Genomic DNA, 15,544 nt, shown 5'->3' with positions numbered 1-15,544 from the left:
TTTAAACTTCGCTACTATACGCGCGGGAAAGAGGGTTGGGAATGGGGGAAAGTAAACGGAGAGTAAATTTTTATGGGCTCGGGTAAGCCCATAACGTTAACGGACATTTCTTATTCAGAAGAAGAAGAAAATCAAACCGGCGAGAAGCACCAGATCGGCAATCAGCGGGCAGAAAATTCCCTGCCAGTGAACGGCTTTCGGACGAAAGCCCACGCCGTGGATCACACCTGCGCACACCGCCCACATAATAAGGAAGCCGTGCCAGATTTCAAGCTCGCTGGTTTTCGCTGCAAAGCGCGAAGGGTCCCAGAAGATACAGCCTGCCAGCAGTAATGCCATCACTAAAGAAAGCGCCCGTAACGGGCGCTTATCCATTACCGCGTAAAGTTTCGCGATAATATTCATCAGTGTTTTTCTTCACCCGCTTTGGTCGCTTCAACGTGCTCAAGCGCCAGGGCAGTGATGACACCAAATGCACAGGCAAGAAGCGTCCCTAAAATCCATGCGAAATACCACATATTCAGCTCCTTACTTAGTACATAGAGTGGGTGTTGCTTTCGATATGTTCTTTAGTGATACGACCGAACATTTTCCAGTAACACCAGATGGTGTAAGCCAGAACAATCGGAACGAACACACAAGCAACATATGTCATCAGGTTCAGCGTCATATGGCTGGACGTAGCATCCCACATGGTCAGGCTAGCATTCAGCATGGTGCTGGATGGCATGACAAATGGGAACATCGCAATACCCGCCGTCAGGATGATGCACGCCAGGGTCAGTGATGAGAACACGAACGCCAGAGCGCCTTTCTCCAGACGAGACGTCAACACGGTCAGCAGCGGCAACAGCACGCCCAGAGCCGGGATCGCCCACAGCACAGGGGTATTGTTGAAGTTCACCAGCCATGCGCCAGCCTGACGAGCCACTTCTTTGGTCAGCGGGTTAGACGGTGCGGTGTGGTTAATGGCAGACGTCACCACGTAGCCATCAATGCCGTACACCACCCACACGCCGGCCAGCGCGAAGCAAACCAGCGTTACCAGCGCAGCAACCTGAGCCGTCGCGCGAGAACGCAGGTGCAACTCGCCCACGGTACGCATCTGCAGATAGGTTGCGCCCTGAGTGATGATCATCGCCACGCTCACTACGCCGGCCAGCAGACCAAACGGATTCAGCAGCTGGAAGAAGTTACCGGTGTAGTAAAGACGCATGTATTCGTCCAGGTGGAACGGTACGCCCTGCAGCAGGTTACCAAACGCCACGCCGATCACCAGCGGTGGAACGAAGCTACCGATGAAGATGCCCCAGTCCCACATGTTGCGCCAGCGGGTATCTTCAATCTTCGAACGGTAGTCGAAACCGACCGGACGGAAGAATAAAGAGGCCAGCACCAGAATCATCGCCACATAGAAACCGGAGAACGCAGCCGCGTAGACCATCGGCCAGGCAGCGAACAGCGCGCCGCCTGCGGTGATCAGCCACACCTGGTTACCGTCCCAGTGCGGGGCGATGGAGTTGATCATGATTCGACGCTCGGTGTCATTACGACCGAGGAAACGGGTGAGCATCCCCACCCCCATGTCGAAACCATCCGTGACGGCGAAACCGATCAGCAGAACGCCGACCAGCAGCCACCAGATAAAACGCAATACTTCATAATCGATCATTTGATGACTCCTGTCTTAGCGTGCCGGCTGAGTAGTCGCAGTGGACTGCTCGTAGTGATAGCGACCGGTTTTCAGGCTGCTTGGGCCAAGGCGCGCGAACTTGAACATCAGGAACAGTTCAGCCACCAGGAACAGGGTGTACAGACCACAAATCAGCAGCATGGAGAAGATCAGGTCGCCTGCGGTCAGGGACGAGTTCGCCACCGCCGTTGGCAGGACCTCACCGATCGCCCATGGCTGACGGCCATACTCCGCAACAAACCAGCCGGACTCAATTGCGATCCACGGCAGTGGAATACCGTAAAGCGCGGTGCGCAGCAGCCATTTTTTCTCGCCGATGCGGTTGCGAATCACAGACCAGAAGGACGCCGCAATGATCAGCAGCATGATGATGCCGCAGCCCACCATGATACGGAATGCGAAGTACAGAGGCGCAACGCGTGGAATCGAGTCTTTGGTTGCCATCTGGATCTGCGCTTCCGTCGCATCAGAAACGTTCGGGGTATAACGCTTCAGCAGCAGGCCATAACCCAGATCTTTCTTCACGTCGTTAAACTGGTCGCGGACGGTCTGGTCTGTAGAGCCAGCACGCAGCTGTTCCAGCAGCGAGTAGGCTTTCATACCGTTACGAATACGCTCTTCGTGCTGAACCATCAGCTCTTTCAGACCCGTCACCTGCTTATCAACAGAACGAGTGGCAATGATACCCAGCGCGTAAGGAATCTGAATGGAAAAGCGGTTTTCCTGCGCGTCCTGATCGGGAATACCGAACAGCGTAAAGGCAGCAGGCGCCGGCTGGGTTTCCCATTCGGCTTCGATGGCGGCCAGTTTGGTTTTTTGCACGTCACCCATTTCGTAACCGGATTCATCACCCAGAACGATAACAGAGAGGATGGCAGCCATACCGAAGCTTGCAGCGATAGCAAAGGAGCGCTTAGCAAACGCGAAGTCACGACCACGCAGCATATAGTAAGAACTGATGCCCAGCACAAACATCGCGCCGCACACGTAGCCAGAAGCGACGGTGTGAACGAATTTAACCTGAGCAACCGGGTTCAGGACCAGCTCGGCAAAGCTGACCATCTCCATACGCATGGTTTCGAAGTTGAAATCAGACGCGATAGGGTTCTGCATCCAGCCGTTCGCAACCAGGATCCACAGCGCGGACAGGTTCGAACCTAATGCCACAAGCCAGGTCACCGCCATATGCTGGACTTTACCCAGACGGTCCCAACCGAAGAAGAACAGACCTACAAAGGTGGATTCGAGGAAGAATGCCATCAGACCTTCAATGGCCAGCGGCGCACCGAAGATATCCCCTACATAGTGGGAATAGTAAGACCAGTTAGTCCCGAACTGGAACTCCATGGTCAAACCGGTTGCCACGCCCAGTGCGAAGTTGATACCAAACAACTTGCCCCAGAACTTGGTCATATCTTTATAAATCTGTTTGCCGGAGAGAACGTATACCGTTTCCATAATGGCCAGCAGGAACGCCATACCGAGCGTCAGTGGCACAAACAGGAAGTGGTACATCGCGGTCAAGGCAAACTGTAAGCGCGACAGTTCGACTATATCTAACATCATGACTCCTTGCTCATCGCATGAAGACTCCGAGAGTGGACCCCGTCAGAAAGAGATCCACACGCATGCCCCAATACAAATTATTCGCATCCTTGTCGTCGTTATTACCCTGAGGGAGGATAAAAACGATGACGTGAGGTTACAAATACGTTAATAAAAAACTCAAATTGATCCCGCAAATATAATACGCTGCAAAACCCTTACAATAAACAGGTTTTTATTGAATCACATTTACGTTTTTCGACGGCGATCAATTTATAGCAAAATTACCACTTTTCGGCCATTTTGATCGGGAACAATTTAGCGCTTTTCAGCGCCTTTTTCCAAGGATTAAACATTGATTTAAATCAAAAACAATTCTTAATGTTAATTGTGTTTTGATGTGGTGAACATGGTAAAAACCATGTTAAAGATATGTATATGAAATACAATTAAGGTTATCGAATCGACGGATGAATATAAACAGAAGTGATTTTTATTAACTCAGTTACGCTTAATGACTGATTTATTCAGGACATAAATTTTAGTGCGTTTTTTATTTTTTTCCATCTGCTCTCTTAAAGGCAAATAAATAACAATTATTTTACTTTTACATCCTCTCTAATTAACACCCAATTGTGACTATTGCATGACGCCCGGCAGGCAATAAAAAAGGCCGCTTTACAGCGGCCAACCATGTCGAAACGGACATTTTTATACTGCAACGCCCCCCTTTCGGGGAGCAGAGAGGACTTACTTAATGATGGATTTCAGTGCTTCGCCGATATCCGCCAGGCTGCGAACGGTTTTCACGCCTGCGGCTTCCAGCGCTGCGAATTTCTCATCAGCCGTACCCTTACCACCGGCGATGATCGCGCCTGCGTGACCCATACGCTTGCCTTTCGGCGCAGTCACACCCGCGATGTAGCCCACAACTGGCTTGGTCACGTGTTCTTTGATGTAAGCAGCCGCTTCTTCTTCCGCGCTACCACCGATCTCACCGATCATCACGATCGCTTCGGTCTGTGGATCTTCCTGGAACAGCTTCAGGATGTCGATGAAGTTAGAGCCCGGAATCGGGTCACCGCCGATGCCCACGCAGGTGGACTGGCCGAAACCGTAGTCGGTGGTCTGCTTAACCGCTTCATAGGTCAGGGTACCGGAACGGGACACGATGCCCACTTTACCCGGTTTGTGAATGTGGCCCGGCATGATGCCGATTTTGCATTCGCCCGGGGTGATAACGCCTGGGCAGTTCGGGCCAATCATACGCACGCCAGCTTCATCCAGCTTCACCTTCACGGTCAGCATATCCAGCGTCGGGATGCCTTCGGTGATGGTGATGATCAGTTTGATGCCTGCGTCGATCGCTTCCAGAATAGAGTCTTTGCAGAACGGTGCCGGAACGTAGATCACGGTCGCGGTGGCGCCCGTCGCTTCTACGGCTTCACGCACGGTGTTAAACACCGGCAGGCCCAGGTGGGTGGTGCCGCCTTTACCTGGCGTAACACCGCCAACCATCTGCGTACCGTAGGCAATTGCCTGTTCGGAGTGGAAAGTCCCCTGGCTACCGGTGAAGCCCTGGCAGATAACCTTGGTATCTTTATTAATTAAAACTGACATTATTTCCCCTCCACTGCGGCAACAACCTGCTGAGCTGCATCCGTCAGACTTTTCGCTGCAATAATATTCAGGCCGCTGTCAGCCAGTTTTTTCGCGCCGAGTTCAGCGTTGTTACCTTCCAGACGCACAACCACCGGAACGTTAACACCCACTTCTTCTACCGCACCGATGATACCGTCGGCGATCAGGTCGCAACGTACGATGCCGCCGAAGATGTTAACCAGAACGGCCTTCACGTTGTCGTCAGAGAGAATGATTTTGAACGCTTCGGTTACGCGCTCTTTGGTTGCGCCACCGCCTACGTCGAGGAAGTTTGCTGGCTCACCGCCGTGCAGCTTAACGATGTCCATGGTGCCCATTGCCAGGCCCGCACCGTTAACCATGCAGCCGATGTTGCCGTCCAGCGCCACGTAGTTCAGTTCCCACTGCGCAGCCTGTGCTTCACGCGGATCTTCCTGAGACTGGTCGCGCATTTCGCGCAGATCCGGCTGGCGGAACAGCGCGTTGCCATCAGCGCCCAGCTTGCCGTCGAGGCAGATCAGATCGCCCTGGGTGGTGATCACCAGTGGGTTGATCTCGATCAGCGCCAGATCGCGCTCCAGGAAGATAGTTGCCAGACCCATGAAGATCTTGGTGAACTGCTGAACCAGTTTACCTTCCAGGCCCAGCTTGAACGCCAGCTCGCGACCCTGGTAAGGCATTGGGCCTGCCAGCGGATCGATAGCCACTTTGTGGATCAGGTGCGGGGTTTCTTCCGCCACTTTTTCGATTTCCACGCCGCCTTCGGTAGACGCCATGAACACCACGCGACGGGAGCTACGGTCAACAACCGCGCCCAGATAAAGTTCTTTCGCGATATCGGTCGCCGCTTCCACCAGGATCTGGTTAACCGGCTGGCCGTTCGCATCTGTCTGGTACGTTACCAGACGCTTGCCGAGCCAATGTTCAGCAAACGCACGAATCTCTTCTTTGCTCTTAACAACCTTCACACCGCCCGCTTTACCACGGCCACCAGCGTGAACCTGACACTTAACTACCCAAGGGCCGGAACCGATTTTAGATGCGGCTTCTTCTGCTTCACGCGGGGTAGTACAGGCATAACCCACCGGAGCCGGTAAGCCATACCGGGCAAACAGCTGTTTGGCCTGATATTCATGTAAGTTCATGTGTTCTATCCATCCTTCAGGTAATCGTTAGGTCGTGCTTTTATTGGCCCGGCAGCCATACGCCGCCGGGCAAGACTGCAAAACTAGACGTCCAGCAGCAGACGGGTTGGATCTTCCAGCAGCTCTTTAATCGCAACCAGGAAGCCCACGGACTCGCGGCCGTCGATCAGGCGGTGATCGTAAGAGAGCGCCAGGTACATCATTGGCAGGATCTCAACTTTACCGTCTACCGCCATAGGGCGATCTTTGATGGCATGCATACCCAGGATCGCGCTCTGCGGCGGGTTAATGATCGGGGTAGACATCAGCGAGCCGAATACGCCGCCGTTGGTAATGGTGAAGTTACCGCCGGTCAGGTCGTCTACGGTCAGCTTGCCGTCGCGGCCTTTCACGGCCAGCTCTTTAATGTTCTTCTCGATGTCAGCCATACCCAGGGTATCCACATCACGCAGAACCGGCGTTACCAGGCCGCGTGGAGTAGAAACCGCCATGCTGACGTCGAAGTAGTTGTGGTAAACCACGTCATCGCCATCGATGGACGCGTTCACTTCCGGATAGCGTTTCAGCGCTTCAACTACCGCCTTCACGTAGAAGGACATAAAGCCCAGACGGATACCGTGACGTTTTTCAAACGCATCACCGTACTGCTTGCGCAGGTCCATGATTGGCTTCATGTTCACTTCGTTGAAGGTGGTCAGCATCGCGGTAGAGTTTTTCGCTTCCAGCAGACGCTCGGCTACGCGTTTACGCAGGCGAGTCATCGGCACGCGTTTTTCGCTGCGGGCACCCAGTGCAGGCTGCGCTGCTGGCGCCGCCGCAGGGGCTTTCGCTTCGGCCTGAGCAGGCGCTTTCGCCAGATGCTTGTCGATGTCTTCACGGGTCAGACGACCGCCCACACCGGTGCCTTTAATGGCTGCCGGGTCAAGGCTGTGTTCCGCCAGCAGGCGACGGATCGCCGGGCTGAGGGCATCGTTAGACTGTTCTTCCAGAGACGCCTGCTGGCGCTGAGCCGGCGTAGAGGCTTTCTCTTCAGATTTTGCGCTGGACTCTTTGCCCGCGCTGTTGCCTTCACGCAGGCGACCCAGGATCTGACGAGAGGTGACGGTAGTACCTTCATCTTCCAGCACCGCGTCCAGAACGCCATCCGCCGAAGCCGGTACTTCCAGTACCACTTTGTCAGTTTCGATTTCTACCAGCACTTCATCGCGCTTAACGGCATCGCCTGGTTTTTTGTGCCAGGTAGCGACGGTCGCATCTGCTACGGATTCAGGCAGGTCGGGAACAAGAATATCTACGCTACTCATTATGTATCCTTTAATTAATCGACGTTCAGCGCGTCATTGACCAGATCTTGTTGCTGCTTCTGGTGAACGGACATATACCCTACCGCCGGAGAGGCGGAGGCCGGGCGACCTGCATAGCGCAGGGCTGACCCAAATGGAATCACTTCACGGAAATGATGCTGGCTGCAGTACCATGCGCCCTGGTTAAGCGGCTCTTCCTGGCACCAGACAAAATCATGAACGTGAGCGTACGGTTTCAGCGCTTCCTGCACCGCCTGGTGCGGGAACGGATAAAGCTGTTCGATACGCACGATGGCGACATCTTTCTGATCGTTCTTACGGCGCTGTTCCAGCAGGTCGTAATAAACCTTACCAGAACACATCACCACACGCTTCACGGCCTGCGGATCCAGCTCGTCAATTTCACCGATGGCCGGCAGGAAGGTGCCATTTGCCAGCTCATCCAGGCTCGACACCGCCAGCGGGTGGCGCAGCAGGGATTTCGGCGACATCACCACCAGCGGACGGCGCATACCGCGCAGCGCCTGACGACGCAGCATGTGGTAGACCTGCGCCGGGGTGGACGGCACGCAGACCTGCATGTTCTGCTCGGCGCAGAGCTGCAGATAACGTTCCAGACGCGCGGAGGAGTGCTCCGGCCCCTGACCTTCATAACCGTGCGGCAGCAGCATTACCAGGCCACACATACGGCCCCACTTCTGCTCGCCGGAGGAGATGAACTGGTCGATAACCACCTGCGCACCGTTGGCGAAGTCACCGAACTGCGCTTCCCAGATGGTCAGGGTGCGTGGTTCAGCGGTGGCATAACCGTATTCGAAGGCCAGTACCGCTTCTTCAGACAGCACGGAGTCCCAGACCTTGAACTGGCCTTGACCGTTGTGCACGTGCTGCAGCGGGGTGTAGGTTGAACCGTTGGACTGGTTGTGAACAACCGCGTGACGGTGGAAGAAGGTCCCACGGCCCGCATCTTCGCCGGACAGACGAACAGGAATGCCTTCGTCAACCAGCGTTGCGTAGGCCAGCGTTTCCGCGCCGCCCCAGTCGAAGAGCTTCTCGCCTGCCGCCATGGACTGACGGTCAGCATAAATTTTCGCCACGCGAGACTGCATCTCGATAGCTTCCGGCACGGTGCTGATGCGTTTAGCCAGCTCCTGCAGGCGCTTCATCTCAACCTTATTCGGGTAGCTCTCATCCCACTCGTGGTTGAGGTACGGCGACCAGGTAAAGGAGTGCATGTTCATCGGACGCAGCTCTTTCACTACGCATTCGCCCGCATCCAGCGCGTCGCGGTAGAGGTTGACCATTTCGGTCGCATCTTCCAGCGTCGCCACTTTGTCGCCTTCCAGCTTGTCAGCATAGATTTTGCGCGGAGTCGGGTGTTTTTTGATTTTCTGATACATCAGCGGCTGGGTTGCACTTGGCTCATCCGCTTCGTTGTGGCCGTGACGGCGGTAGCAGAAGAGGTCAATGAACACATCGCGTTTGAAGGTATTACGGAAGTCCAGCGCCAGACGGGTCACGAAAGCCACGGCTTCCGGGTCATCCGCATTAACGTGGAAGATCGGCGCCTGCACCATCTTACCGATGTCGGTGCAGTACGGGGTAGAACGCGCATCCAGCGGGTTAGAGGTGGTGAAGCCCACCTGGTTGTTGATCACGATGCGAACGGTACCGCCCACTTCATAACCACGCGCTTTGGACATGTTCAGGGTTTCCTGCACCACGCCCTGCCCTGTTACCGCCGCATCACCGTGGATGGTAATTGGCAGAACTTTATTGCTGCTTGGCTCGTCCAGACGATCCAGACGCGCGCGCACGGAACCGATAACCACCGGGCTGACGATTTCCAGGTGTGACGGGTTAAACGCCAGCGCCAGGTGAACCAGACCGCCTTCGGTTTCGATATCCGACGAGAAGCCCATGTGGTACTTCACGTCGCCGGTGCCGAGGTGTTCTTTATGTTTGCCCGCGAATTCGTCGAACAGGTCCTGCGGTTTTTTACCCAGCACGTTGACCAGCACGTTCAGACGACCACGGTGCGCCATGCCCAGCACCACTTCACGGGTGCCGCTCTTGCCTGCGTGACGAATCAGCTCTTTCAGCATCGGCACCAGGGCGTCACCGCCTTCCAGCGAGAAGCGTTTTGCGCCCGGGAACTTCGCGCCCAGATAGCGCTCAAGGCCTTCCGCTGCGGTCAGTTCGCTGAGGAAGCGCTTTTTCTCGTCAGCCGAGAAGGTCGCGTGGCCCGCTACGGATTCGATACGCTGCTGGATCCAGCGCTTCTCTTCGGTAGAGGTAATGTGCATGTATTCCGCGCCGATGGAGCCGCAGTAGGTTTGCTTGAGCGCGTCAATCAGATCGCCCAGCTTCATCGTGTCTTTGCCGATGGCAAAGGAACCTACGTTAAAGCTTTCCTGGAAATCGGCCTCGGTCAGATCGTGATATGCCGGATCGAGATCGGCCACACGGTCTTGTTTCCACAGTCCCAGCGGATCGAGATTCGCATGCTGGTGACCACGGAAGCGATAAGCGTTGATAAGCTGCAGGACTTTAACCTGCTTCGCATTGGTGTCAGGGTCGGAAATCGCAGAAGAGTAACGTGAGGCATCCTTCGCCAGACGACGGAAATAATCACGTGTTTTGGAATGGAATTGATCCGGTTTGACCCCTGTACCAGGCAACTGCTGGAACATGGAACGCCAGTTTGCGTCCACTGAGTCAGGATCGGTTAAGAAGTCTTCATAGAGCTGTTCTATCCAGCTCTGGTTGGCACCAGAGAGGTAAGAAGAGTCCAGCCAGGCTTTCATTGCGCCGTTCTGCATCGTGATCCCTTAAGCATTTTTATGCTTACTTTCGCCGTAGAAACTACCACGCACACCACGTGTACGTGCCGGGGTTCACCTGCGAGCTCTTTGTGGCCCGCGAAGGAACCTTTAGAAACTGTCTAGACTTCAGGGCAGTTTTTAAAGGTTTCTGCAATCTATTCCCTCTCCCTGTGGGAGAGGGTTAAGGTGAGGGGAACAGCGCTCCCCTCTCACTACTTACGCACTGCGCTGCAGCAGCATCGACTTAATATGGCCGATGGCGCGCGTCGGGTTCAGCCCCTTCGGACACACACTGACGCAGTTCATGATGCTATGGCAGCGGAATACGCTGAAAGCGTCACTCAGTCCTTCCAGACGGCTGTCGGTTTCGGTGTCGCGGCTGTCGATCAGGAAGCGATAGGCAGCCAGCAGACCGGCCGGACCGATAAACTTGTCCGGGTTCCACCAGAACGACGGGCAGGACGTAGAACAGCATGCGCAGAGAATACACTCGTACAAACCGTCGAGTTTTTCACGCTGCTCAGGAGACTGTAAGTGCTCGCGAGCCGGTGGATTTTGCCCATTATTCAATAAGTAAGGCTTAATCTTCTCATATTGTGCATAGAATTGCCCCATGTCTACCACCAAATCACGCACGACCGGCAGGCCTGGCAGAGGACGGATAACAATTTTCTGACCGGGACGCTGCAACGCTGAAATGGGCGTGATGCAGGCCAGGCCATTTTTGCCGTTCATGTTCACACCGTCAGAGCCACAAACCCCTTCACGGCAGGAGCGGCGGAACGACAGCGTTGGATCTTTTTCTTTCAGCTGGATTAAGGCATCCAGCAGCATCATGTCGCGACCTTCTTCCGCTTCCAGGGTGTAGTCCTGCATGCGCGGAGCGTCATCAACATCCGGGTTATAACGATAAACTGAGAATTCGAGTTTCATTATCCTGTCTCCGCATTAGTAAGTACGAATCTTCGGCGGGAACGCCGGACGCAGTTTCGGTTCCATGTTGACGCTACGACGCGTCATGGTTTCCGACTCTGGCAGATACAGGGAATGACACAGCCAGTTTTCGTCATCACGCTCCGGGAAGTCGAAGCGGCTATGGGCGCCACGGCTTTCGGTACGGAAGTTTGCCGACATCGCGGTCGCGAACGCGGTTTCCATCAGGTTATCCAGCTCCAGGCACTCAACGCGCTGGGTGTTGAACTCGCTGGAGGTGTCGTCCAGACGGGCATTTTTCAGACGCTCGCGGATCGCTTTCAGCTGCTCAAGACCTTTGGCCATCGCGTCGCCTTCACGGAATACCGAGAAGTTGTGCTGCATGCATTCCTGCAGCGCTTTGCGGATTTCCACCGGATCTTCGCCGTTACGGTTGCCGTTCCAGCGGTTGAGGCGCTCCAGAGAAGCATCAATTTCGTCGTCGGTTGCGTCACGCAGCGCACCCTGCTCGGCAATGGATTCCTGCAGATGCAGACCCACTGCGCGACCAAACACCACCAGATCCAGCAGGGAGTTGCCGCCCAGACGGTTTGCACCGTGTACGGATACGCAGGCGATTTCGCCCACCGCGAACAGGCCAGGAATGACCACGTCTTCGCCCTGCTCGTTCACGGTCAGCGCCTGACCGGTCACTTTGGTCGGAATACCGCCCATCATGTAGTGGCAGGTTGGGATAACCGGAATCGGCTCTTTCACCGGGTCGACGTGTGCGAAGGTGCGGGACAGTTCCAGGATACCCGGCAGACGGGACTCCAGAACTTCTTTACCCAGATGGTCGAGTTTCAGCTTCGCGTGCGGACCCCATGGGCCGTCGCAGCCGCGGCCTTCACGGATTTCGATCATGATGGAACGCGCCACCACGTCACGACCCGCAAGGTCTTTCGCATTCGGGGCATAACGCTCCATGAAGCGTTCGCCGTGTTTGTTCAGCAGGTAGCCACCTTCACCGCGGCAGCCTTCTGTTACCAGAACGCCTGCACCGGCGATACCGGTTGGGTGGAACTGCCACATCTCCATATCCTGCACCGGCACGCCCGCTCGGATAGCCATACCGACACCGTCACCGGTGTTGATGTGGGCGTTGGTGGTGGACTGATAGATACGGCCTGCACCGCCGGTCGCCAGCACGGTAGCGCGCGCTTTGAAGTAAACCACTTCACCGGTTTCGATGCACAGCGCGGTACAGCCAACAATCGCGCCATCGGCGTTTTTCACCAGATCCAGCGCATACCACTCGGAGAAGATGGTGGTGTGGTTTTTCAGGTTCTGCTGATACAGGGTGTGCAGCAGCGCGTGACCGGTACGGTCAGCCGCCGCCGCGGTGCGTGCCGCTTGCTCGCCGCCGAAGTTTTTCGACTGGCCGCCAAATGGACGCTGATAGATAGTGCCATTTTCCAGACGGGAGAACGGCAGACCCATGTGGTCCAGCTCCAGAATCGCTTCCGGACCGGTTTTACACATATATTCGATGGCATCCTGGTCGCCGATGTAATCGGAACCTTTTACCGTGTCATACATGTGCCATTCCCAGTTATCTTCATGGGAGTTACCCAGCGCAACGGTAATACCGCCCTGCGCGGACACAGTATGGGAACGGGTCGGGAAAACTTTAGAGAGCAGCGCACAGGTTTGGCCGCTCTGGGAAATTTGCAGTGCGGCACGCATACCTGCGCCACCGGCACCAATTACAACAGCATCAAATTCTCTGACTGGCAGTTTCATTACACACCCCACACCACAACGAATCCATAAATAACGTAAACCACCAGTGCAACCACAATGGCCAGCTGCAGTGGGAGGCGAATCGCCAGCGGTTTAACGTAATCGGTCAACACCTGCCACATGCCAATCCATGCATGAATAAGGATAGAGAACAGGGCCAGCAGGGTGAACACTTTGGTGAAGGCGGATCCGAAGAACCCACTCCAGATTTCCCACGTCAGCGTGCCGCTGGTCGCGAAGAAACCGATCATATAGATGATGTAAAGAGTGAGAACGATGGCGGTAGCACGGACCAGAATGAAGTCATGTACGCCGTTGCGTCCTAATGCGGAGGCGTTGCTTACCATACGAGAACTCCTGCGAGAAGTGAAAGCACGACAGTAATCACAAATGAAATGTTAGCGGAGCGTTTCCCGGCTTCGAAAGTCTCTTCCAGGTAGCCAAAGTCCATCAGCATATGGCGAACACCCACGACGACGTGGTACGCCAGCGCGGTCAGAATGCCCCACATGATGAATTTCACGAAGAAGCTGTTCATGATGGCAGAGGCCTGGAGGAATCCTTCAGGGGAAGAGAGGCTGGTGCCCAGTAACCACAGCAGAATACCGACCGCCACAAACGTAATCACACCAGAAACACGGTGCAGAATGGACGCTATTGCTGTTACGGGGAACCGGATCGTTTTGAGATCCAGATTGACAGGTCTTTGTTTTTTCACATTTCTTATCATGAATAACGCCCACATGCTGTTCTTATTGTTTCCTTCCTCCGGACTGCGATGCGGGTCAAGCAGCGTTCCTTTTCTATAACTGCGCGTCATGCAAAACACTGCTTCCAGATGCTTAAACGACACGTTACAACGCTGGGTGGCTCGGGATTGCAGGGTGTTCCGGAGACCTGGCGGCAGTATAGGCCGTTCACAAAATCATTACAATTAACCTACATACAGTTTGTCGGGTTTTCTCTGGAACAGTGATCAGGGTCACGATAACAACATCTTTTTAATTTTTAATCATCTGATTTGACAAATGTTAAACAATATTGTTACAAACGTCATCAGAAAAGGCATATAATGCGCAAAAGTTATGAGGTCTCTCTTTCACCTGACAAATAGTTATGTAACAGTGTGATGGTATTGACCGAAGTTATCAGGACAGTTATTAGTGATATACAGGTTTGAATAATTCGGACTGCAAAAACGCTGATTTGCTGTTGTTTCACTGATATTTCATTCGTTTACCTGCAAGGCGCCATAGCTCTGTACCCTGGTTTGTCCTCGTGAGCTGAGCGGTAAGCCAAATAACAATCTGGTAACGGTGATTAACAGCTGAAAGCAAATCCGGTAAAGCGCAGTCTTAAGCATAAGGCGCTAAGGAGACCGTAAATGGCTGATACAAAGGCAACGCTCACCCTAAATGGTGACACTGCTATTGAACTGGATGTGCTAAAAGGCACGCTCGGTCAGGATGTTATTGATATCCGTACGCTGGGTTCCAAAGGGATGTTTACCTTTGACCCTGGATTTACCTCTACCGCATCTTGCGAATCCAAAATCACCTTCATTGACGGTGACGAAGGTATCCTGCTCCATCGCGGCTTCCCTATCGATCAGTTAGCCACCGAATCCAACTACCTGGAAGTGTGCTATATCCTGCTTAACGGCGAAAAACCGACGCAGGCCCAGTTCGATGAATTTAAAACCACCGTGACCCGTCACACCATGATCCATGAGCAGATTACCCGTCTGTTCCATGCGTTCCGTCGTGACTCTCACCCAATGGCGGTGATGTGCGGTATTACCGGTGCGCTTGCAGCGTTCTACCACGACTCCCTTGACGTGAATAACCCGCGTCACCGTGAAATCGCCGCTTACCGTCTGCTGTCCAAAATGCCTACCATGGCGGCGATGTGCTACAAATACTCCATCGGCCAGCCGTTTGTGTATCCGCGCAACGACCTCTCCTACGCGGGTAACTTCCTGCGCATGATGTTCTCCACGCCGTGCGAAGAGTACGAAGTGAACCCGGTTCTGGAACGCGCGATGGACCGTATTCTGATCCTGCACGCTGACCACGAACAGAACGCCTCTACCTCTACCGTCCGTACCGCGGGCTCTTCAGGCGCGAACCCGTTCGCCTGTATCGCTGCGGGCATCGCCTCCCTGTGGGGACCGGCGCACGGCGGCGCGAACGAAGCGGCACTGAAGATGCTGGAAGAGATCAGCACCGTTGAGCACATTCCTGAGTTCGTGCGTCGCGCGAAAGACAAGAATGACTCCTTCCGCCTGATGGGCTTCGGTCACCGTGTTTACAAAAACTACGACCCGCGCGCCACCGTGATGCGTGAGACCTGCCACGAAGTGCTGAAAGAGCTGGGTACCAAAGATGATCTGCTGGAAGTGGCGATGGAGCTGGAACACATCGCGCTGAACGACCCGTACTTCATCGAGAAGAAACTCTACCCGAACGTTGATTTCTACTCTGGCATTATTCTGAAAGCGATGGGCATTCCGTCTTCCATGTTCACCGTGATCTTCGCTATGGCGCGTACCGTAGGCTGGATTGCGCACTGGAACGAAATGCACAGCGAAGGCATGAAGATCGCGCGTCCTCGTCAGCTGTATACCGGCTACGAGCAGCGTGATTTTAAGTCTGACCTGAAGCGCTAAAAGATGTT

13 protein-coding genes are annotated in these 15,544 nt (G+C 54.5%); 1 reads left to right on the top strand and 12 read right to left on the bottom strand.

Annotated features, from left to right (window positions below; translation table 11 throughout):
• Positions 1-114 precede the first annotated feature (114 nt).
• The 12 genes from ybgE to sdhC form a co-directional block, all read right to left on the bottom strand.
• Positions 115-405: a cyd operon protein YbgE gene (gene ybgE, locus PUP35_RS06210; RefSeq protein ID WP_008501100.1), complete on the bottom strand. Its 291-nt coding sequence runs from the start codon at positions 403-405 to the stop codon at positions 115-117.
• Positions 405-518 (bottom strand): cytochrome bd-I oxidase subunit CydX, encoded by a 114-nt coding sequence (gene cydX / locus PUP35_RS06205; protein ID WP_003858598.1) that lies wholly within the window; start codon positions 516-518, stop codon positions 405-407. The genes ybgE and cydX overlap by 1 nt, the downstream gene beginning before the upstream one ends.
• Positions 519-532: 14 nt before the next feature.
• Positions 533-1,672, bottom strand: a complete 1,140-nt coding sequence (cydB, locus tag PUP35_RS06200) for a cytochrome d ubiquinol oxidase subunit II (protein ID WP_048226125.1) — start codon at positions 1,670-1,672, stop codon at positions 533-535.
• A gap of 15 nt (positions 1,673-1,687) precedes the next feature.
• A complete protein-coding gene (gene cydA / locus PUP35_RS06195) occupies positions 1,688-3,256 on the bottom strand; it encodes a cytochrome ubiquinol oxidase subunit I (RefSeq protein ID WP_274243236.1) in 1,569 nt (522 codons plus the stop codon).
• 732 nt (positions 3,257-3,988) lie between these two features.
• On the bottom strand, positions 3,989-4,858 hold the full coding sequence (sucD, locus tag PUP35_RS06190) for a succinate--CoA ligase subunit alpha (protein WP_008501094.1): 870 nt from the start codon (positions 4,856-4,858) through the stop codon (positions 3,989-3,991).
• Positions 4,858-6,024, bottom strand: coding sequence for an ADP-forming succinate--CoA ligase subunit beta (sucC, locus tag PUP35_RS06185; RefSeq protein ID WP_006809579.1), 1,167 nt, complete (start codon positions 6,022-6,024; stop codon positions 4,858-4,860). Before sucC ends, sucD begins: the two co-directional genes overlap by 1 nt.
• Positions 6,025-6,107: 83 nt before the next feature.
• Complete coding sequence (gene odhB / locus PUP35_RS06180) at positions 6,108-7,328, bottom strand: 2-oxoglutarate dehydrogenase complex dihydrolipoyllysine-residue succinyltransferase (protein WP_008501093.1); 1,221 nt, start codon at positions 7,326-7,328, stop codon at positions 6,108-6,110.
• A gap of 14 nt (positions 7,329-7,342) precedes the next feature.
• Positions 7,343-10,150 (bottom strand): 2-oxoglutarate dehydrogenase E1 component, encoded by a 2,808-nt coding sequence (gene sucA, locus PUP35_RS06175; protein WP_274242335.1) that lies wholly within the window; start codon positions 10,148-10,150, stop codon positions 7,343-7,345.
• Between the two features lie 219 nt (positions 10,151-10,369).
• Entirely contained in the window at positions 10,370-11,086 is a 717-nt protein-coding gene (sdhB, locus tag PUP35_RS06170; RefSeq protein WP_008501090.1) for a succinate dehydrogenase iron-sulfur subunit SdhB, read from the bottom strand.
• 15 nt (positions 11,087-11,101) lie between these two features.
• Positions 11,102-12,868: a succinate dehydrogenase flavoprotein subunit gene (gene sdhA, locus PUP35_RS06165; protein ID WP_024908800.1), complete on the bottom strand. Its 1,767-nt coding sequence runs from the start codon at positions 12,866-12,868 to the stop codon at positions 11,102-11,104.
• Positions 12,868-13,215 carry a succinate dehydrogenase membrane anchor subunit gene (gene sdhD, locus PUP35_RS06160; protein ID WP_008501088.1) on the bottom strand — a complete coding sequence of 116 codons (348 nt, stop codon included), beginning with the start codon at positions 13,213-13,215 and terminating at the stop codon, positions 12,868-12,870. Before sdhD ends, sdhA begins: the two co-directional genes overlap by 1 nt.
• A complete protein-coding gene (sdhC, locus tag PUP35_RS06155) occupies positions 13,209-13,613 on the bottom strand; it encodes a succinate dehydrogenase cytochrome b556 subunit (RefSeq protein ID WP_020684965.1) in 405 nt (134 codons plus the stop codon). The genes sdhD and sdhC overlap by 7 nt, the downstream gene beginning before the upstream one ends.
• A 639-nt stretch (positions 13,614-14,252) precedes the next feature.
• On the opposite strand from sdhC, the gene PUP35_RS06150 reads away from it, so the two are divergent.
• The gene (locus PUP35_RS06150; RefSeq protein ID WP_045909567.1) at positions 14,253-15,536 is read left to right on the top strand and encodes a citrate synthase; all 1,284 of its coding nucleotides are present in this window, start codon (positions 14,253-14,255) and stop codon (positions 15,534-15,536) included.
• Positions 15,537-15,544: the final 8 nt, after the last annotated feature.

Origin of the sequence: Enterobacter sp. S-33, assembly GCF_028735835.1 — a bacterium.
Lineage (GTDB): Bacteria > Pseudomonadota > Gammaproteobacteria > Enterobacterales > Enterobacteriaceae > Enterobacter > Enterobacter vonholyi.
The sequence above is the reverse complement of the archived record's forward strand: the minus strand, read 5'-3'. Positions and strand labels throughout refer to the sequence as shown.